This window comes from Faecalibacterium sp. An122, assembly GCF_002160895.1.
Lineage (GTDB): Bacteria > Bacillota > Clostridia > Oscillospirales > Ruminococcaceae > Faecalibacterium.
Window position 1 is genome coordinate 97,415 of record NZ_NFLL01000006.1, and the last position, 18,213, is coordinate 115,627.

Genomic DNA, 18,213 nt, shown 5'->3' on the forward strand with positions numbered 1-18,213 from the left:
GCAATCTACGTTACCATTTGAAAAAATAAATCTTTCGACTGCTTATCCATTTCGGTAAGATAACAGTTCCGTCTGCCGCTTATCAACAGGCTAATATAAAGCACTTTGCGGCACTGTTTGAGATTACGATAAGTGCCGCCGCTCCCATACGCCGATATTCCGTTATATTTTGGAGTCGGTAAACGGTCTGCCAGATAATAGTCGCCTTGCAAAGTATAGCTGATACCTGTTTTTCGTCAATGTAATGCTGTTTCATTTTGTAATCCCCAAAATATGATTGTTTTCCTACAAATCCAATCATTCCGGCTGACTACAAAAGCCAAAGGGAGAGAACTTCCTTACGAAGCCTCTCCCTTCGGTGACCTTTTTCGACAGGCTGAGGGCAGGAACGGCATTACCGTTCCTGCCCCTTATCTTTTTTCTTTTGGAAAATCCGCTGTCCCTTCTGTACCTGCTGCACCATCCTCCGCACGGCCTGCCGCTCCATATCCTCATGCAGCATATGGGAAACCGCCTTTTTACTGTCAAACATCAGAAGCGGGCTGTATTTCTCGCCATAAACCTCCTGCGCCCGGTTCTCCGCTTCCTGCTCCTTGCTGGGGCGGCTGGCCTGCCTTGCTTCATACAGCTGCACCGGGTCGAAGCCCTGTGCCTGCTCCCGAAGCCCGGCATACTCATTCAGGGCAGCGTCCAGCTCGGCGGAATATTTCTGTTCCTGTTCTTCCAACCGTTTCAGCCTCTGCTCCATGGCAGCGATGTCTTTAGGGAATTTGTCGGCGGCATCTTCCTCGGTATATGCCAGCGATGCCAAAAGCATATTTTTCTCAGAACGCAGTTCCTCCAAATCCTCTGTCAGAATCGCTATCTTAGCCGCCAGCTCCCGGTGTTGGAACACATGGACAGCAGAGAGCGCCTTTTTCTCGGAGAGCAGGCTGCGGCGCTCTTTCGTCTTGTCCCGGATGTCCTTTGCAAGCTGATTGTACTGTGCAAGGGCGGGCCGCAGCGTATTCAGCGAAGTGTTCAGACGCTCCTTGCCCTTGCGAAGATACCCCAGCTGATAGCAGAACAGCAGCAGATTTTTACGCAGATTCTCCATGGCCTCAGCAAGCGCCGGTAGGGTATTTTTAACTGCCTGCGCCAGCTTTTTGACCTGTCCTCTCAGTTCCCGGAGCAGGGCATTGTCCGCCTTGATCTGCCGGTTCAGCTCGCATCGGTCAGAGATAATACCCTTTTTCTCCATAGCTCTGGCAGCTACACCTTCATGAACCGTAGGTTGTTCCAGCAGGCCACGCTCGGTATGGCTGCGGTGGTCGATGCGTTCCTCATGTCCGGTGCGCTCCAGATAGCGGTTTGCCACATCCGCCCATGCAGCTCGCCACAGGACAAGCTGCTCGTCACTGTTCCATCGTTCCGTGATGGGGTTCTGTCTGCCAAATTTGGTGCTTTTGGGGTATTTGGATACCCGTTCATAGCCCTGCGCCTGCGCTGCGGAAGGGGACATATACACCTTCTTTTTGCCCACCTTGTACTGGTACTGCTTCTCCCATCCATCGGCCTGTACCTGTTTAAACTCAGCGGCGGTAAAGCCCCGTTCCTTACCGTCTTTGACGCAGAGATACTCTTTTTCGGTCTTGTACTGCCATTTTCCCTTTTCATCCAGTGGGCGCACCGTCAGCAGAATATGGGCATGGGGATTGTGCCCGGGAGGATATGGGTCATGGATGGCAGCATCAGCGCACATCCCATCTGCCACAAATTGCTCCTTGATGAAATCTTGCAGGAGCTGGATTTGTTCCTCCCGGCTCAACTCTATGGGCAGCGCCGCCACAAATTCACGGGCAAGGCGGCTGTCCTTTGCGGGTTCCGTTTCTTCCACAGCGTTCCACAGGGTTTCCCGATCCTGCCACGCTGCGGGGGCGTAGGCTGGCAGAAAAACCTGCCGCCATCCAAGTCCCTGTTTGCGGGTGTAGTCGTGCTGCACTCCGTCATACTGGTTGAGCATCCGGGAACAGCTCAGATAGGCCGCAGCAGCCACGGCGGAGCGCCCGGCTCCACGGCTGACTATCTTAGCCTCCAAATGATAAATCGCCATAATTCACCTTGTCCTTTCTGAAAGGGGTGCCCCGAAACAGGGCACCCTTGTTTTCGCTCAGTACGTCGTGAAATGCGACGTACCACCAGCAGGGGTGGAACGATTTGTTCCACCCCTGCATCTGTGTCAAGCTGCCGGTGGCAGGTTGACGCAGGCAGGCGGCGGGATGGGGTGGCAATATACCACCCCATGAACAGGGGCTTCCAAAACGGAAACCCCTGCGCCGACTGCATGGACAAGGCTGGCAGTTTGGCAGAAATGCAGCCTTGTCCAGCGGCTCCCGCAGGAGCCGCAATCCCCCTCGGAGAGCGCACGTGCCCGACCAACGGGAGGGCTACCACCGCCTGCTTTAGCAGGTGGTGAGTAAGTGCGCCCTTCGGAATAAAAAAGAGGAAGGCCCCCGGTTTCCCGGAGACCTCCCGCCGTTTTCAATCGTGCCCTGCCAGCTTTCGCCGCAGATATTCTTCCAGATTATCAAGTCCTACCGCCTGTACTTCCGGCAGCACTTTTTCCAGCACAGCGCCCTCCTGAATGAGCCGCCTTGTCCGGGCTTTTCGCTCCCTCACCCGGTCCCGTGCCTGGGCTTCCTCCAAGCGGTGCTTTGCCTGCAACAGTTTCTTTTCTTCACTTGTCATGGTGTTACCTCCGTTTCTGCCAGATCAGATCGTAGCCCAGCACATCGGCCAGCTCCACAACCTCCTTGTAGCGGATTGATTCCCGCTGGAGTTTGGCGGACAGATTGGAAACACTGTCCGACCAGCCGTATTCCTCATGGAGCCGGTCAACTACCTCCTGCATGGTATATCCGGCCCGGACGATCTGTGCCTTAATCTCGTTGCGTACCGTCATCATCAAAAATCCTCCTAAATTTACTTGATAAAAAAGCGAAGCTGGCACGCCCTCTGGCATAACCGCTTCGCTGTGTGGTGAAAAATCTCCTTGTCACCAAATCCGTTCAGAATTGCCGGTGTGATGTCCTGCCCATAGGTCGCACCTTCCGACTTTTCCGTTACGTGTGACTTGACTTGAAACCGTGCATTTCCCCATGATTCCATGCACCCGGTTCACCGGGGCGAGAAGCACGGTTTCGCAAAATGATTTCTTCCAATAGGCAAATACTTTTCGATTTCCACTTGCCTTGATTTAGCATGGGGATTTGACCAGTGATTCTGACTGACATAGCCGCTGAATTGCTATAAAAGGGAGAACAACGGTCAATCAAAGCGTACGTACGTACATGGCTCAGCGCCGCCATTCCTCCGGCACATCTTCCGGTACGTACGTACGCATCGAATCACCGGAAAACACTGATATATGATTTCTCACCAGTACCGCAATCCCCAGAAAGCCACGCACCCGCCGTCCGGCTGCGTTGGTCACATTGTTGCAGTATTCCAGATTGTAGCGGCTCTGGCAGGCGATCAGGGCTTCGCTGAAACTGCGGGGTTTCAGGGCAGGCAGGTTGTTCTCGGTGCAGTAAATCTGGTATGCCTCATACAGCTCTTTGGAGCTGGCAGATAAATCGGCTTTCAGGCGAACATACCCGTCAGAATCCAGAAAATCATAGACATTGTTATTGTCCCGTTTGACTGCCTCCCGGTTCCCTCTGGTGCGCTCACTTTCGGTGAATTTGAAGTTGTTGGCGGCCAGCCGCTGCAATCCCTCAAAAGCCCACAGCAGAATACCCTCCACCTCGGCTTTCATCTTCTCGGCAAGGTCGGGATCATCCACACGGCCAGCCGGTTTTTCTTTCGTGGTCAGCACCAGCTGGCGGCGGTAAAATCCGTCGCTGCGGTCAAACAGCGCCTGCAAATCTCCGTTGGAGAAGGCCAGTAGCCGGGCGCACATCCATCCCTGATAGCTCTGCTTGCCCTTGCGTTCCAAATCCATCTTACCCTGGGCAGTGACGATGGATTTCACATAGTTGGTTTGGCGAAGGGCCTCCATCCGCATATCGTCATCCACGCACAGGAGGATATGTTCCAAATCGGCACGTGCAAAACGGTTCTCGGATATTTTCCCGATGCTGCCGTCCTTCATGTTGGAGCCGAACAAAGTTCCCAGCACAGCGCCGATCTGCGACTTTCCTTCGCCGCCGCTGCCCTTAATCACCATCATCCGCTGTCCCTTATTGCTGGGGATCAGGCAGTAGCCGATATATTCCTGCAAGGTGGGGATGTCCTCCGGGTAGAGCAGGCCATCCAGAAATTGCAGCCAGAGGACAGGTTCCGGAGCGTTGGGGTTGTAGGCCACGGGGAAACGGTTGCGGACGATTTTCGGCTTTCCCTCCACAAAGGTTCCGTCCAGAAAAAGCGTCCCATTGGAAAGATGAATCCGATCCGGCTCCGGGGGAAAATCCTCCACCAGCGCCGCCAGTTTCATCAGCTCCACAATGTTGCTGATTTTGCGGGGAATGTTGCTGACTGCACAGCATTTCAGCTCCTCAAAAATCTCTCCCCGCAGGGGCAGTTCGTCTGTCACACGCCCTTCGGGCGTGAAAAAAGCCCCGTTTGTGTAGATGATCTTGTGCGTCTGCAAGAACTCCTCACAAAACAGGGCTTCGTTGATGCTTTTTCCATCAAACCAGACGGGCATCCCGTCAAGCTGCGTTTTGTTTTTCATGGGCATCGTCCTCCTTTTTCAGCCTGTCCAGCCGTTCCTCCAAACCGGCAATCAGGCCATCCTTGTTCAGCATTTCAACAATTTTCACCCGCTGTTCCAGCTCAGCGGCAATGAGCAAATCCGCCAGATACTCCACATAGTCCAGCATCTGACAGGCTTCCACAAACCGGTCATCCTCGTCCTCACAAGCTACATATCCCTCGCTCCCGCCTTGCGGCGAGAGCTCGCTCATTCCGCTGCTCGTCCTCTCCCCAACGGAACCGCCTTGCTGGGTTCCGTTGGGGGCCCCGGTTTTATCTGGATTGGATGGGGCATAGTTCTGTTTCCAACTTTCCAGAAGATGCAGATAATCACACAGCACCCGCAGGCAGCGCACTTCCTCCTGCCGGTATGCTTTCAGCAGAGGACGCTCCGGTTTTGGTAAGGCGATTGCCGCCGGGGGCTTGTCCGGGTCAATCCCGAAATCCTGTGCCAGTTTCTGGGCTGCTTCGTAACTGTTCAGGCCAAACAGCCTTGCCACAAGGTCAATCACATCGCCGGTGGCTCCGCAGCCGAAGCAGTAAAAATACCGTTCGTTCAGCTTCATGCTGGGGTGTTGGTCCTCATGGAACGGACAGCTGCACATCCCGTTTCGGTTGACTTGCAGCCCATAGTGTTCCGCCGCATCCGGCACACAAATATTCTGTTTTACCAGTTCAAAGAGTGTCATAAGAATCCCTCCGTTTCAGGGCATAAAAAAAGCGGCCTGCCCGGTTTATTTGGGCAGGCCGCAGTCCTTATGCAGTTTGTGATGTTTCCGTTTCTTTGGCTTTCCGCTTTTCCTGCCGGTAGAACTTCTCCCGGCAGGCGGGTTTGCAAAATTTAGCGTTAGGGCGGACAGACTGGAACGGCTCTCCGCAGCACTGGCACACTAGCTGGTACGGTTCACCCGGAACGATCAGCCCCTCGGCAATCTTCTGTTTGCGCTCCTTCTGGCGCAGATATTTTTCATGGTCACGGATACGCTTCTGGCGGCGCTTTTCTTCTGCGGCCAGTTCTTCCTCGGTAGGTTCGGGCATGGGCACTTCAAACTTCCCGATGAAATTCAGATAAATCTCAATTTCCTGCACCCGCTCCCCGGTGCTTCGGTCTGGGGCATGGACCAGAATTTTCTCCACAAATTCATGGATCATAGGGGCGGTCAGCTCGGTGAAATCCGTATATTTCTGCGCCAGCGCCAGAAAGTGGCTGGCACGGTCCGTATCCTCGTGAAATTGGTCCAACTGTGCCTGCTCGGATGCAAGCAGCTGTTCCAGCTCCGCCTGTTCCTTTTCATATTCGGCACACAGCAGCTCGAACCGTTTTTCTTCCAACTTGCCCATGGCATAGGTTTCGTACAGCTTTTTAATCAGCACGTCCAGCTCGGCGCTGCGCCTGCGCTCCTTGGCGACCTTGCGTTTCAGCTCCTTTGCCGCCTCCTGCTGGCGAACCTGTGAAATGCTGCGAACTTTCTGAATAAATTCCTCCTTGTTATGAATGGCGTAGTTAGCGGTAGTGCGGATGGTTTCCAGAATCAGGGCATTCAGAGCCTTAGTGCTGACCGTGTGAGAAGAACACATCTGAGTTTCTCGCTCAAAGGTCAGGGTGTAGGTGGAGCAGCTGTAAAAATCCACGGAATATTCCCGCCCGTCCTTTTTGCGCTTGCCCCGGTGGTTATACATTTTGGCTCCACAGTCAGCACAAAACACAAGGCCGGTCAGGGGATTGGCGACGCCGGTGGTGTCCGTCCGGCGCACCGTCCGTTTCACCTGCTGGGCAAGCTGCCACGTTTCCGGGTCAACAATGGCCTCGTGGGTGTTCTCAAAAATCAGCCAATCCTCCGGGGCGTTCTTCACCCGCTTATCCCGGTAGGACTTTTTAGAGGAACGGAAGTTCACCGTATGCCCCATATATTCCGGCCTTTCCAGCAGGGTACTGACGGTGTTGCCGTACCAGTCATAGGGACGGTTCTTGTCCAGCATGGATGTTCCGCCTTTTTTGCCCTGCTTTTTCTGCTTCGCCCGCTGTTTGGCGAGATAGTAGCCGGGGCATTCTACCTTTTCGGCGGTGAGCATTTTGGAAATCTCATACGGCCCGTGTCCTTCCACGGCCAGCCGGAAAATACGCCGCACCACGGCGGCGGCTTCCTCATCCACCAGCCAGTGATCTTTGTCCTCCGGGTCTTTCTTGTAGCCGTAGATGGCGCTGTTGGAGGTGGGCTTGCCTGACTTGCCCTTGACACGGTATGCTGCCGAAACCTTTTTGGACTGGTCGCGCAGATACCATTCGTTCATGATGTTGAGAAAGGGCGCAAATTCGCCGCTTTCCTGTTCCTCGCTGTCGATGTTGTTGGCGACAGCAACAAAATGAACCCCATTCTCCCGGAACATTACCTCGGTGTAAAAGCCGGTTTGCAGGTAATTCCTTCCAATCCGACTGAGGTCTTTACACAGCAGATGGGCTACCTTTCCCGCCTCAATATCCGCCACAAGGCGCTTCCATGCGGGACGGTCAAAGTTGCCGCCCGACCACCCATCATCCGTGTAGTGGACGATATTGGTGTAGCCCCGCTGTGCTGCATAGCTTTCGAGATAACGTTTCTGGTTCAGAATGGAGTTCGAATCGCCCGTGAGGTCATCATCACGGGACAGGCGCTCATAGAGCGCGGTAATTTTTTCTTCCGTCTGTCTGTTTGCCATATCAGGCGCTCCTTTCAGACGGACGGCTCATTTGTGGCAGTTCCATTATACAACATTCCGGCTGGTTTGCCAGCCCGTCGTTGCGAATCAGCCGCAAAATTTTATCTTCCATGGTTTCCTTGGCGGTTTCGCTGAGATAGACACGAACTTTATAGGTTGTGCTGCCAATGTGCCGGGTCAGAAACACGGCGTTTTTATCTGCCATAGAACCTCCCTTTCTTGCGCTTTCGGCGCATACGGTGTATACTGTTGTTATAGTTCCATTGTTTGTAACCTGCGATTGTGTTACTTGTTTTTTGTGTCAAGCCTGAACATGGCGAAAGCCCCCTTTCTCCCGTGTGAATGAGCAAATGTAACCCAAGTAACTCGTTTTTAGATTACTCTTTCACTAATAGGAGAAATCCGGGGTGCAAAACGGAACCATTTTTGAAAAATCGCAAAATATTTTTTTGAAAAGAGGTGGAGTCATGGCGTATCTGTCTGATGACGAGCTTCTGGATACCGAGGGTGGCTTCACCGGATGGGACGCTGGAACAGGCACTGGGGCAGAGGAAACGCTGGAACCGGCGCTTGCGGAAGAACGTCTGGCCGAGCTGGAAAGCGAGCTGGAGCAGGACGAGCATCCCATCAACTATGAAGCGGAGCTGGAGGACGAGGAAGAAGAAGCTGCCCCAGTCAGTGATAAACGGCTCAAACGGGAGATGCGGGCCGAGGCCATGCGGCGGCTGGAGGAAGCCGCCCGCACGGAGAAGGATTTCCGGGCCGTGGTGGAGGAATGGAACAAGCTGGACCGAAACCGGGAACGCCGGGAACGGGACCATGAAAACCTCCGTGGAGATGTGCCGATGGAATATCAGGCGGTGCCCGAACCGAAGCTCATTCCCCGCTGGATGAACAACCCCGCATACCGGCAGCTGATGGCCGGGAACTTTCTGGACATCCTGTTTGACTGCCCCTATGAGATGCACAACCTGACCGCCGACGCCTTTATATCCCGCATGGTGGAGGAACTGAGCGAGGAACACAAGGAAGTTCTGTATTTCCTCTCTTTGCGGCTGTACAGCACCACCCGGCTTGCCGCTGTGCGTGGGCAGTCTGACCGCAATATCCGCAAGCTGCGAAAGACCATCCACAAGAAATTGCAGCGCCAGATGTATAACCATCTGTGCGGCAAGCAGGAGCATGGCGGCAGCCTGACCTTGCGGGAACGCCAATTTTTTGAGGAATACTCGAAAATCGCACAGAAGCAGGGCAAGGATGCTGTGATCCGGCGTGAGAATAAAACCAGGCGCAGAAAAAAGAAAAACCGCCCCTGATAATTGGGACGATTCAGAAGAAAGGGCGTGTATGATGAAAAATTTATTTGAGCAGTCCCGTTCCCATTGGGTGCGGTACGATCACTACGAGCTGAAAACAGCGGAAGATGGCAAGCGGTACATCACCCCCGGCAAGAGTGCAAAGCCGGATGTCTACAATCCGCTGAAAGAGGTCCCCAACATTGTGCTAGATGCCCTGAATGTAGGGATGTTAATGATGGGACGCAAGCCGGAAGCAGAAGTGGAAAAGGCAGTGATGGAGTTTGTCACCCGGTACGGCCTGCTGGGGCTGATGACCGCCCTGCCCACCACGCCGTCCTTTATGGACTATGAGGCGGTATACCTGCCCAAAAACCACTTTATCAAGGAAGAATCCATGGAGACAGACAAATATCTGTCCCTGTTTTATCCCTTTGACCAGCTGGACTTGGTGAAAAAGGGCATTGAATCCACATGGAATGTGTCCGGTGACCGGACGATGGTTGCCCTGACCATGACTTTCATGGACGAACCGATGGCGAAGAATATGAGTTTCCAGCGGGAATATGCGGAACCCTACGACTGGGTTGCCCAGCAGTTCAAGGACTGGGCCTTTACGCTGACCACCGCCATTTTGTACTACAATGACTATGATTCCATCGACGAGGACGCACGGGGGCTGTACCGCAAGGCCATGGCTGCGTTCGGTGGGATTGCCCCCAGCTACCACATTGAGCTGCTGGATAAGCCCACCATTTACTGGGATTTTCACTCCCTGCTGCTGGGTATCCAGATGATGTTCAGCTTCATGCTGGTGGACGTTGACCAGCCCCTGCGCCTGTGCAAGCACTGCCAGAAGGTATTCCTGGGCAGTCGGTCCAACGCCGCCTTTTGCAGCCCACGGTGCAAGAACCAGTACAATGTCTACAAGAGCCGGGGAAAGAACCGGACGGATGGAGGTGACGAGGAATGAGTGAGGAACAGGGACTGACCCCGTATGAAACCAGAGAAATCCTCTTTTACAAGACCGAAAACGGAGAGGTGCGGGTGGAAATCCTACTCTTTCAGGAAAACCTCTGGCTGACACAGGCAAAAATGGCAGAACTGTTCGAGGTGCAGAAAGCGGCCATTTCTAAGCATCTGAAAAACATTTTTGAATCCGGCGAACTGAGCGAGGATTCAGTTGTTTCCAAAATGGAAACAACTGCGGCAGACGGGAAACGGTATCAGACCAACTACTACAATCTGGACGCCATTATCGCTGTGGGGTATCGTGTGAACTCCAAAAAGGCGACCATGTTCCGCATTTGGGCGAACAGGGTGTTGAAAGAGTTCATCATCAAGGGCTATGTGATGGATGACGCACGGCTGCGAGAGCCGGAGAACTTTTTCGGCAAGGATTATTTCGAAGAACAGCTGGAGCGTATCCGGGACATCCGGGCCAGCGAGAGAAGGTTCTACCAGAAAATCACGGACATCTATTCCCAGTGCAGCGCCGACTACGATGTGGAAAGCCCCATCACAAAGAAGTTTTTCGCCACGGTGCAGAACAAGCTCCACTATGCGGTCACCCATCATACCGCCGCCGAGATCGTATATGGCCGTGCCGACAGCACCAAGCCCAACATGGGCCTGACCACATGGAAAAACGCCCCCAAAGGCCGTATCCGCAAATCGGATATCACCGTTGCCAAAAACTATCTGAACGAAACGGAAATGCGAAACCTGAACGAGATCGTCACTATGTATCTGGACTATGCGGAGCGGCAGGCTCGCAGGGGAAATGTCATGTATATGGCCGACTGGGTCAAGCGGCTTGACGCATTTTTACAGTTCAACGAGGAAGATATTCTGCATGATAAGGGCAAGGTGACTGCCGCCATCGCCAAAGCCTTTGCCGAGAAAGAGTTTGAAAAGTTCCGAGTTTTGCAGGACAGGACCTATCAGAGCGACTTTGACAAGCTGGTTGCAGAGACTTCGGCTGATCTGATAGAATAACCGTATACACAGAAAGCCCACGCCACCGGTTCTCTTTCCGGCTGCGTGGGCTTTTTCGGCCATCGCTTATTTCTTGTTTCGCAGCTGTTCATAGGCTTCCTGTTGGGCGATCAGCCCCGCAGAAAAGCCATACTTGAAATGGCTCTCGCTTTCCTCGCACTGGGCAATAGCGTTCTGCGCCCGGAGTTCCTCCACCAGAGCATAGTCCTCTTTGCTGAGCCGCTGGGATAGCTGCTCCATCAACGCCGCACAGGTTTGGACCGCCTTGCGGTATACCGGGGACGTGGGAACAACGGTTTCACAGGGATAAAGCTCCCCGTTATACATGGCTTCTAAAATCATTGTGTTCCCTCCCTCAACAGTAGACCAGCTCAGCCAGGACAATTTCCTCGGCCCTATTGTGGATGGAGTTCATGGAGCGCACCCACTCCATCTGGTCGGCAGCTTTCAGGGCTTCAGTGACGCCCTTTTGCTGCATCATGGTTTTTTCAATGATTTCCAGCCGCTCCCGGCAGGCGGTGTCGATTTCCTCCAAGTGGGGAAACAGCTTTTCGGTGATAATGAAATCGGTATACAGAATGGGTCGGTGTTCTTTTAAGTAGGCACGGCGCAACCGGCCATATTTCCCGATATGGTACTCTTTGGCGTCCGATAATACAAGATCGGGAATGAAATAATCGCCGCATTTGGTGTAAGTCAGTTCCATACAAGGCTCCTTTCGTGGGAATGTTGGTTGACAGTTACGGTAGGTTTGAGGGCATCCCTCCTTTATCATAACTGTCTTTTCATTCGCCACAAATGAGCCGCCAGTCATGATGTAATTTTCGGTGGTGTAATCCACCCTTTATAAATTACATCATGGTTCGATATGGAATTGCTCTCGCCTTGCAATTCGTCCTCATGGGACAATCTCGGATAAAGGGCGGTAATGAGGTTTTGGGTGGCTTGTCTTAACATAAAATCCTCCGTTTCCGACAGCCAGCCCCACTATTCCGTGGTTTCATTGTACCACGGAATAGGGCGGGCTGTATAGCGGCAAAAGTGTAAAATCAGCTTCTTTATGATTTGTCAAATTGCCGATTTTTGTGTAGCAGCGGCTTCCGCTTCCAGTACCCGCGCCATTTTGTCGGCGGCGGTGGTCGTGGTGTCTTTCTTGAAATAGCCGGACACGACAAGGACGGAATTGCCCATGCGGATTTCCGTCACGCAGTCGGGGCGGCGGGTGGTGCGGGTGTCGTGCTGCTGTCTATCTGCCATAGGCAATACTCCTTTCAGTCGGTAATCAGTTTCTTCATGCTCTCCATTTTCCGCTGCGCGGTTTCCTGCCGGAAGTTGTCGCCGGTAAAGCGTACCGGGACGCACATGGAAAGCAGGCGGTCATAAATCCGGGAATGGGCGGTGTCCTCCGGGTTCCGCAGGTCGTCCAGCGTGAGGTTGGTCGTGACGATCAGCGGCTTGCCGCTACGGTAACGGCTGTCAATCACATTGAAAACCTGTTCCAATCCATACTCGGTGCCGCGCTCCATGCCGAAGTCGTCAAGGATAAGCAGCGGATAGCGGCAAAGGCGGGAAATGTACTCGTTGCGGTTCTCAAAGCTGGCGGCAAGGTCGTTGAGGATAAGGGCAAAGTTCGTCATGTGGACGGGGATTTCTTTCTCCATGAGGGCGTTTGCAATACAGCCCGCAAGGTAGCTTTTCCCGGTTCCCACGCCGCCCCAGAACAGGCAGCCGATATTGTCGGCTCGCATATCCTCCCAGTGTTCCACATACCGGCGGACAATCCCGGCCTGCGGATTTCTGCCGTTGTCGTTCTCAAAAGTCCAGTCCCGCATGGTGGGGTCGGTAAAGCCCCGGCGTTTCAGTTCCTCCACGGTGTCAAGGTGCCTGCGCCGCTTCTCTGCGGCCTCCCGTTCCTCGCGGGCGGCTCTCTGACAGTCGCACTCTGCCGGGTGGCGGTCACGGCCAAAGATAGCAGCCTTATCCGGCGCAAAATAGGCTTCTTTCGGCTTGCGGCACTTGCCGCAGTACAGTAAACCGTCCTCGCCGGTGTAGTCCTCCGGCTCCGGGGTGGTGGCCGTCATATTCTCCAAAACAGCGTTGATTTCGTTCTTCATAAACTCTCGCCCTCCTTGCATGAGTAGTCTGGTATGCCCTTTTTCGGGGCTTTCTTTTTGTCGTTCCCCGCCCATATCCGCAGGGCGGCGGCATAGTTCTGATAACTTTTCCCGTTGGCGGCAAGGTAGCGGCTCATTTCCTCGATGAACCGTTCCAACCTGTCGGGGTACTCTGCCTGCAACTCGTCGTATTCGGTCTGCGACAGAAAAATATTCTGGTATCGGCCATAGGGCGCGGGCGGCTCCCCACTCACTCCCATTGTTTGGCTCTCTGTAAGGTTGTTTATAGTAGTTTGGTTAGGGGACGGTTTTCCGACCATCATAAGGTCGGTTTTCTGACCATCAGTAGGACGGTTTTCCGGCTCTATGAGGGTCGGATTTCCGGCCATCAGTTGGTCGGAAAACTGTACCTGTGGCACACGCGGCACTTTCACATATAGGCGGTTCGGTGCGGAGAAGCCGCCCCGTTCCCGTTCCAGCAGCCCCGCCATGTCCAGTTCATTAAGCGCCCCCTTTATGGTGGTGCTGCCCTTATCCAGTATTTCGGCTATCTCCGCGATGGGATAGATAATATATATCCTGCCCTCGTCGTCCTGCCACTTGTTCTTCTGGGAAAGTGTGGAACGGTCTAACAGCAGCGAATACAGCAGCTTGGCGGTCTGGGAAATCTCCATTTTCAGCAGGAAACGGGGGTAGGGCAGATAGATAGGCAGCGGCGTGTCTGCCATGATATAATCAGCGATAGTATCACCTCCCTGTGTTTCGGGTTGATTTTGGCGTTTTGTCACGCCTTAGAACGGCGTTTCCGGTGGAAAAGGATAAATGTATCGCGTACCCTTTGACACCCACGAAAAAAGCCTTGATTTATGCGGGTTTGAAAGGCTCTAAAGCGTGACATTTCTGCCTTTGTTTCCGCTTTCTCTCGGCGGCTTTGATTTTCTTCATGCGTCCGGCGCAGCCGGGACAGTATTTCCCCCGGTTGGATTTGGGGACAAATGCCGCCCCGCAGACGGCGCAGCGTTTCCGGCTCCCTCGGTGCAAGAGGGCTGCGGCCAGTTCCCCGTCAAGGGGCAGAACAGCCACACGGAACCAGCGGCACATGAGGGAAAGGGAAATGCTCTGGACGCACACGCAAGGCTCCCCGTCGTCTAACAGCAGGCAGTTTCCCTCGTCGTAGTTACAACACTCATGTACCAGCCGCCGCGCCCGCCGATGCTGGCGGTAGTCCATTCTCGGTAACTTATCGCTCATGGCTCTGCTCCTTTCTGCGGTGCGGCTCGTTCCGGCGCAAAATCTGGTCGATGTTCCGCTTGACGGTCTGCAACTCCTTGAACCGCTGTTTCTGTTCGTGATAGGTGTTATACAGGCCGTCTTTCTCGGAGATAAGCTGCTCGATCTCGGCCTGCAACGCTTTCCGGGCGGGCAGCTTGGTAATGCCATGCGCCTTGAAATACCGGGCTGCTGCGTCGGCTATGATAAAATCGCTCTCATGGGCCTGCCGGTATGCGGCGCGGGCTTTCTCGGATTTCTGTGCCCGCAGCCCGTCGCGGGCGGCCTTGGTCTGGGCGTAGGCCAACACCTGCCGCTGCAACTTCTTTTTCCCTTGCAGCTTCGTTTCCAGTGCTTTCAGTTCGCCGCTGGTCTGGCGCATTTTCTGATAGGCGGTGTCAACGGCGGCTTCTAACTGCTCCGGGGAAGTAAAGCCGTATTGCTGGTAGACGGACAGCGTTTTGGCGGCCTGCTTCAGATTGTGTATCTTCGCCCAGCGTTCATAGCCCCGGCCTTTGCCCTCGGCCATTTTCTGCTCAATGTCCACAAGCCGCTGCACTCCGTCCTGTTTCGGGGCGGCTATCTCGGCTCTGGCAACCTGCAAGCGGTCTTTTATGGTGCGTGGGGGATCGGGGGATCTGGCTGGCGCTTCGGCTGCTCTGGCGGCGTTTTGCTCTAAAACGGCAAAGACAGCGGCGCGGTCAAAATCGTCGCCCAGCTTCCGGGCGGTAATTGGCTTTGTCCTGTCCGGCGTGAGGTAGGAAAGCCGCCCCCGGCTCTCCTTGACGGTCACACCCTCCTGCAGCAACAGAGAGGAAAACTCGTCAAAGCTGGCGGCGGTGGCAAGGGCTTTCCGTAGGGTCTGCCGCAGCTTCTCCTTGTTCGTTTCAAACTTGGTCTGCCGGGGCGTGATACTATCGGCAATCATGGGGGCGTTCTGCTTGTCCAGCGCGGCCTGTCCCTTTTTCTGCGCCCAATACTCCCGGTCGGTGACGCGGTTCTTGCTGCCGTTCAAGAGGTCGATTTGATAAAGCCCCTCCCGGTGGCACATCTCCATGACTTCGGATTTGAAGTAGCGCAGGGCAGCGTCGGTACATCGGTGCTTGCAGCCGACTTTCGTATCGGCCGGCCTGTCCATGTAGGGCAGGAACGGCACTTCCTCAATCCGCAGGCTGTTTATGACGATATGCACATGAATGTTGCCGCTGTGGTTATGCCCGTCCGGGTGGGTGCAGACAAGGGCCTGGTGGCCGGGAAAATGCTCTTTACAGAATTGTTCCCCCAACGCCTGCGCCCGGTCTACGGTCAGGCCGTTGTCCGGCCCGTCCCGCGGGTCAAAGCTGATGATGTAGTGGTGGCTTTTCACATCTTCCCGCCGCTGGTTTTTCTGATAGCGGAGATTGGCCCGCATACACGCAACGGCAAAATCCTCCCCGTCGCAGTTCAGTGTGGACAGCCGGTAGTCCTCGCGGGGGATAAGCCTGCCGGTTTCATCAAGGACGGGCTTCATGGTAAACTCGTCATGCTCAAAGAGAAGATATTGCTCGGCGGCTCCGTAGTCGGCGTTTTTAGAGTTGATATGCTTGAGTGTTGCCAACCGCGTCACCTACTTTCTTGAGGACTTCATACTTGAGGACGGCAAGGTCGGATATGGCGGCGCGTACCTCGCCGGAAAGGGTGTTGTAGGGTACGCCGTATTCGTTCAGATACCGGGCAATCTGATTGAGGTTGCCGCCGATCCTGCCGTACTCGGCTGTCAGCTTCCCGACAGCGGAAAGCAACTCGTCATTGACCGACGACACATGGACAACCGGGCGTATGGTCGCCCGCCGTATCGCCTGCCGGAGAAATTCGGACTGGCTGATACCATAGGGCGCAAGCCGCGCTGTGAAGTCGGCATACTCATCTTCGGACAGCCGGGTTTTCACAACGCGGCTGCGGTGGGGCGTGTTGTATTTCTTTCGCATGGTGTGACCTCCTTTCTCGCCCGTAAGGGCGCATGAGCAGGGTTTGGGGAAGGCACTCCCCAACAAGTTTCCCGCGAGGGGCAAAACTGCAGAATTGCGGATTTTGGCACCGTGGTAGAAACTTGCTCTCCGTGACTGCAAACTTTCTCTCACTTCCGTCCGCCACTTTTTTGGAAAACTGCAACCACAAAAGTTTGTTTCTCTTTTTCTGCTACTACTAATCCTGTAAAGGGCATTCCTGCCCGCTTTCGCTAAAATGACACCGGACGCAGTGGTTTCTACCCGGTGTTGGAGAAATCCTTTCTCTTTGCCCTCTACTACGGGTAAATGCTCCAAATGCCAAACACCAGGGCAGAAAAATTCCCTCCTCGCTTACTACTACAACCGGCAGGGGGCAAAATGGCCGGGAGCGGAGCCGGACAACAAAAAAAGCAGTAAATCTTTTTCAAGACTTACTGCTTTCGCTGGCCGCGTCGGTGGCGGCTGGTATTCAGTTTTTATGACTTGTCCGGTGGTTCGTCAAGCCGGAACTTGAATTGACAGTCAATTAACCGCTGCTTTACATAGTCCTCCACCTCGGCGTTGACCTGCCCGTTCACTTTTGAGAAATAGCGGATATATCCCGCTTGCGGAGCATAGCTTTTTTTGACCGCAAAGCATTAGGCGGGTTACAGTAAATAAAAATGGACACGGCGATACCTCCCCGATACCGCCGTATCCTTAAAAAAGGGCGACTTTAATACACTACCCGCAATCCATTCTATAATAGGGAACAGCGGCTTTTGCGCAATATTAAATAAAAAAGCCGATAACACATAGGTTTTTTGACCTAATGCGTTATCGGCTCTGCGTCTATGCGTCTGGCACTTTTAATCATTTTTTTTTGAATTTATTATATGTGTTAGCTAACTGTCCACAAGCCGCGTTAATCTCTCTGCCATGAGAAACTCTCATAGTAACTTCAAGTCCTGCTTGCTCTAATTGATGTTTGAATGCAACTATTTCCCGTTTCTGTGGTGCTTTAATTCTTGAATTGCTTGTTGGGTTGTATTGTAACAGGTTAATCATAACTTTTTTGCCCCGAAACCATTTTGCAAGTTGTCTTACATCTGAGGGCCGGTCATTTATACCCGGTAAAAGCAAATACGCAAAGACAATTTTGCGATTATGCCTTTCAGAATAGGATAAGGCTTGCTTAACAACATCTTCAATAGCATATATGCGCATGTGAGGAATAATACGATTTCTTGCAGATTGTGTTGCTGCGTGTAAAGATATTGTCAACTGAATTTTAAGATGTTCCTCGCGCAATTTTTTTAATTGATCGACCGGACCAACTGTTGATATGGTAATGCCGTCGGTTGGAAAGTTGAGCCCATATCTATCTCGGAGAATATGGATTGCTTTTATCAAGTTGTCATAATTGAATAAAGGCTCTCCCATACCCATAAAAACGATACGGTTTACTTTTCGACGCAACAATATAATCTGTTGTACGATTTCTGACGATGTTAGATTACGAACAAAGCCATTTCGCCCGGACTCACAAAAAATACAACCAACAGGACAACCGACTTGTGTGCTCACGCAAACAGTTCCACCATCTCGCCGCTTGATAAAAACCGTTTCAATGTATTTGTTGTCTTTCAGTTCGTAAACATACTTTTCAGTATCACTGCTTTTGCAAATATTTTTTACCAACATTGATAGATTTTTTTTGCGTGGTAATTGCTTATATAATTCTTCATATAAGGCTTTTGCTTCATTCTCGCCAATAACTTCCGACATTTCTTTGTAAGTAAATCCGTATGGATCATTCCGTACTTCCGCAGGCGTATATTTAGGTAAACGTTTCATTTTTATATCCTTTCTTCTAAATAATAAAAGTTTGTTTTTCTGTATTTTTGATTACAATCTCTAATTTTTCTACATCAATGATATGCGTCAATTTGCATTTAGGGCAGAAAAGAGGAAAATCTTTTAATACAGTATTATGAAATACTTGAACTCTCGTCTTTCCGTTACAAATCGGACATTTTATCCAATATTTTTTAAGCATTATATTTCACTCGTCCTTCCTGTTGTAATATTCGTCTGTTCCTGGTTCAAAATAGTTTCTCCTCTCTGATACTGATTTTA

20 protein-coding genes and 1 pseudogene are annotated in these 18,213 nt (G+C 52.8%); 3 read left to right on the top strand and 18 right to left on the bottom strand.

The window, feature by feature from the left end:
- Positions 1–394 precede the first annotated feature (394 nt).
- The 7 genes from mobQ to B5E67_RS06375 form a co-directional block, all read right to left on the bottom strand.
- The gene (gene mobQ / locus B5E67_RS06340) at positions 395–2,092 is read right to left on the bottom strand and encodes a MobQ family relaxase (RefSeq protein WP_087384043.1); all 1,698 of its coding nucleotides are present in this window, start codon (positions 2,090–2,092) and stop codon (positions 395–397) included.
- A 428-nt stretch (positions 2,093–2,520) separates the two neighbouring features.
- Positions 2,521–2,727 (bottom strand): DUF3847 domain-containing protein, encoded by a 207-nt coding sequence (locus B5E67_RS06345; protein WP_087384048.1) that lies wholly within the window; start codon positions 2,725–2,727, stop codon positions 2,521–2,523.
- Between the two features lie 4 nt (positions 2,728–2,731).
- Positions 2,732–2,944, bottom strand: coding sequence for a hypothetical protein (locus tag B5E67_RS06350; RefSeq protein WP_002596143.1), 213 nt, complete (start codon positions 2,942–2,944; stop codon positions 2,732–2,734).
- 390 nt (positions 2,945–3,334) lie between these two features.
- On the bottom strand, positions 3,335–4,714 hold the full coding sequence (locus B5E67_RS06360; protein WP_087384052.1) for a phage/plasmid primase, P4 family: 1,380 nt from the start codon (positions 4,712–4,714) through the stop codon (positions 3,335–3,337).
- Entirely contained in the window at positions 4,692–5,423 is a 732-nt protein-coding gene (locus tag B5E67_RS15870) for a CHC2 zinc finger domain-containing protein (RefSeq protein WP_242956812.1), read from the bottom strand. Before B5E67_RS15870 ends, B5E67_RS06360 begins: the two co-directional genes overlap by 23 nt.
- Before the next feature lie 67 nt (positions 5,424–5,490).
- A complete protein-coding gene (locus tag B5E67_RS06370) occupies positions 5,491–7,431 on the bottom strand; it encodes a recombinase family protein (protein ID WP_087384055.1) in 1,941 nt (646 codons plus the stop codon).
- Between the two features lies 1 nt (position 7,432).
- The gene (locus tag B5E67_RS06375; RefSeq protein WP_087384058.1) at positions 7,433–7,636 is read right to left on the bottom strand and encodes a transposon-encoded TnpW family protein; all 204 of its coding nucleotides are present in this window, start codon (positions 7,634–7,636) and stop codon (positions 7,433–7,435) included.
- Between the two features lie 262 nt (positions 7,637–7,898).
- On the opposite strand from B5E67_RS06375, the gene B5E67_RS06380 reads away from it, so the two are divergent.
- The 3 genes from B5E67_RS06380 to B5E67_RS06390 are packed head-to-tail and all read left to right on the top strand — an operon-like array spanning position 7,899 to position 10,724.
- Positions 7,899–8,747, top strand: a complete 849-nt coding sequence (locus B5E67_RS06380; protein WP_087384061.1) for a hypothetical protein — start codon at positions 7,899–7,901, stop codon at positions 8,745–8,747.
- A 31-nt stretch (positions 8,748–8,778) separates the two neighbouring features.
- Positions 8,779–9,699 carry a hypothetical protein gene (locus tag B5E67_RS06385; protein WP_087384064.1) on the top strand — a complete coding sequence of 307 codons (921 nt, stop codon included), beginning with the start codon at positions 8,779–8,781 and terminating at the stop codon, positions 9,697–9,699.
- Entirely contained in the window at positions 9,696–10,724 is a 1,029-nt protein-coding gene (locus B5E67_RS06390; protein WP_087384067.1) for a virulence RhuM family protein, read from the top strand. Before B5E67_RS06385 ends, B5E67_RS06390 begins: the two co-directional genes overlap by 4 nt.
- 66 nt (positions 10,725–10,790) lie before the next feature.
- On the opposite strand, the gene B5E67_RS06395 is transcribed toward B5E67_RS06390, so the two are convergent.
- From B5E67_RS06395 to B5E67_RS06450, 11 genes and pseudogenes are all read right to left on the bottom strand, one after another.
- Positions 10,791–11,066 carry a DUF6809 family protein gene (locus B5E67_RS06395; protein WP_087384070.1) on the bottom strand — a complete coding sequence of 92 codons (276 nt, stop codon included), beginning with the start codon at positions 11,064–11,066 and terminating at the stop codon, positions 10,791–10,793.
- A 13-nt stretch (positions 11,067–11,079) separates the two neighbouring features.
- The gene (locus B5E67_RS06400) at positions 11,080–11,430 is read right to left on the bottom strand and encodes a TnpV protein (protein WP_087384073.1); all 351 of its coding nucleotides are present in this window, start codon (positions 11,428–11,430) and stop codon (positions 11,080–11,082) included.
- 362 nt (positions 11,431–11,792) lie between these two features.
- On the bottom strand, positions 11,793–11,981 hold the full coding sequence (locus B5E67_RS06405) for a transposon-encoded TnpW family protein (protein WP_009259633.1): 189 nt from the start codon (positions 11,979–11,981) through the stop codon (positions 11,793–11,795).
- A gap of 14 nt (positions 11,982–11,995) precedes the next feature.
- Positions 11,996–12,838: an ATP-binding protein gene (locus tag B5E67_RS06410; protein WP_033126274.1), complete on the bottom strand. Its 843-nt coding sequence runs from the start codon at positions 12,836–12,838 to the stop codon at positions 11,996–11,998.
- Positions 12,835–13,566 (bottom strand): replication initiator protein A, encoded by a 732-nt coding sequence (locus B5E67_RS06415; RefSeq protein WP_009259635.1) that lies wholly within the window; start codon positions 13,564–13,566, stop codon positions 12,835–12,837. The genes B5E67_RS06410 and B5E67_RS06415 overlap by 4 nt, the downstream gene beginning before the upstream one ends.
- Before the next feature lie 136 nt (positions 13,567–13,702).
- Positions 13,703–14,089 (bottom strand): cysteine-rich VLP domain-containing protein, encoded by a 387-nt coding sequence (locus B5E67_RS06420; RefSeq protein WP_009259636.1) that lies wholly within the window; start codon positions 14,087–14,089, stop codon positions 13,703–13,705.
- Positions 14,079–15,704: a relaxase/mobilization nuclease domain-containing protein gene (locus tag B5E67_RS06425; RefSeq protein WP_087384075.1), complete on the bottom strand. Its 1,626-nt coding sequence runs from the start codon at positions 15,702–15,704 to the stop codon at positions 14,079–14,081. The genes B5E67_RS06420 and B5E67_RS06425 overlap by 11 nt, the downstream gene beginning before the upstream one ends.
- Positions 15,676–16,074: a plasmid mobilization relaxosome protein MobC gene (gene mobC / locus B5E67_RS06430; protein WP_002596229.1), complete on the bottom strand. Its 399-nt coding sequence runs from the start codon at positions 16,072–16,074 to the stop codon at positions 15,676–15,678. The genes B5E67_RS06425 and mobC overlap by 29 nt, the downstream gene beginning before the upstream one ends.
- 497 nt (positions 16,075–16,571) lie before the next feature.
- Positions 16,572–16,700: pseudogene (locus tag B5E67_RS15875) on the bottom strand (helix-turn-helix domain-containing protein); the annotation flags it as partial.
- Positions 16,701–16,947: 247 nt separating this feature from the next.
- A complete protein-coding gene (rlmN, locus tag B5E67_RS06445) occupies positions 16,948–17,931 on the bottom strand; it encodes a 23S rRNA (adenine(2503)-C(2))-methyltransferase RlmN (RefSeq protein WP_087016719.1) in 984 nt (327 codons plus the stop codon).
- A gap of 16 nt (positions 17,932–17,947) precedes the next feature.
- Complete coding sequence (locus B5E67_RS06450; RefSeq protein WP_003431289.1) at positions 17,948–18,133, bottom strand: cysteine-rich KTR domain-containing protein; 186 nt, start codon at positions 18,131–18,133, stop codon at positions 17,948–17,950.
- Between the last annotated feature and the right edge of the window lie 80 nt (positions 18,134–18,213).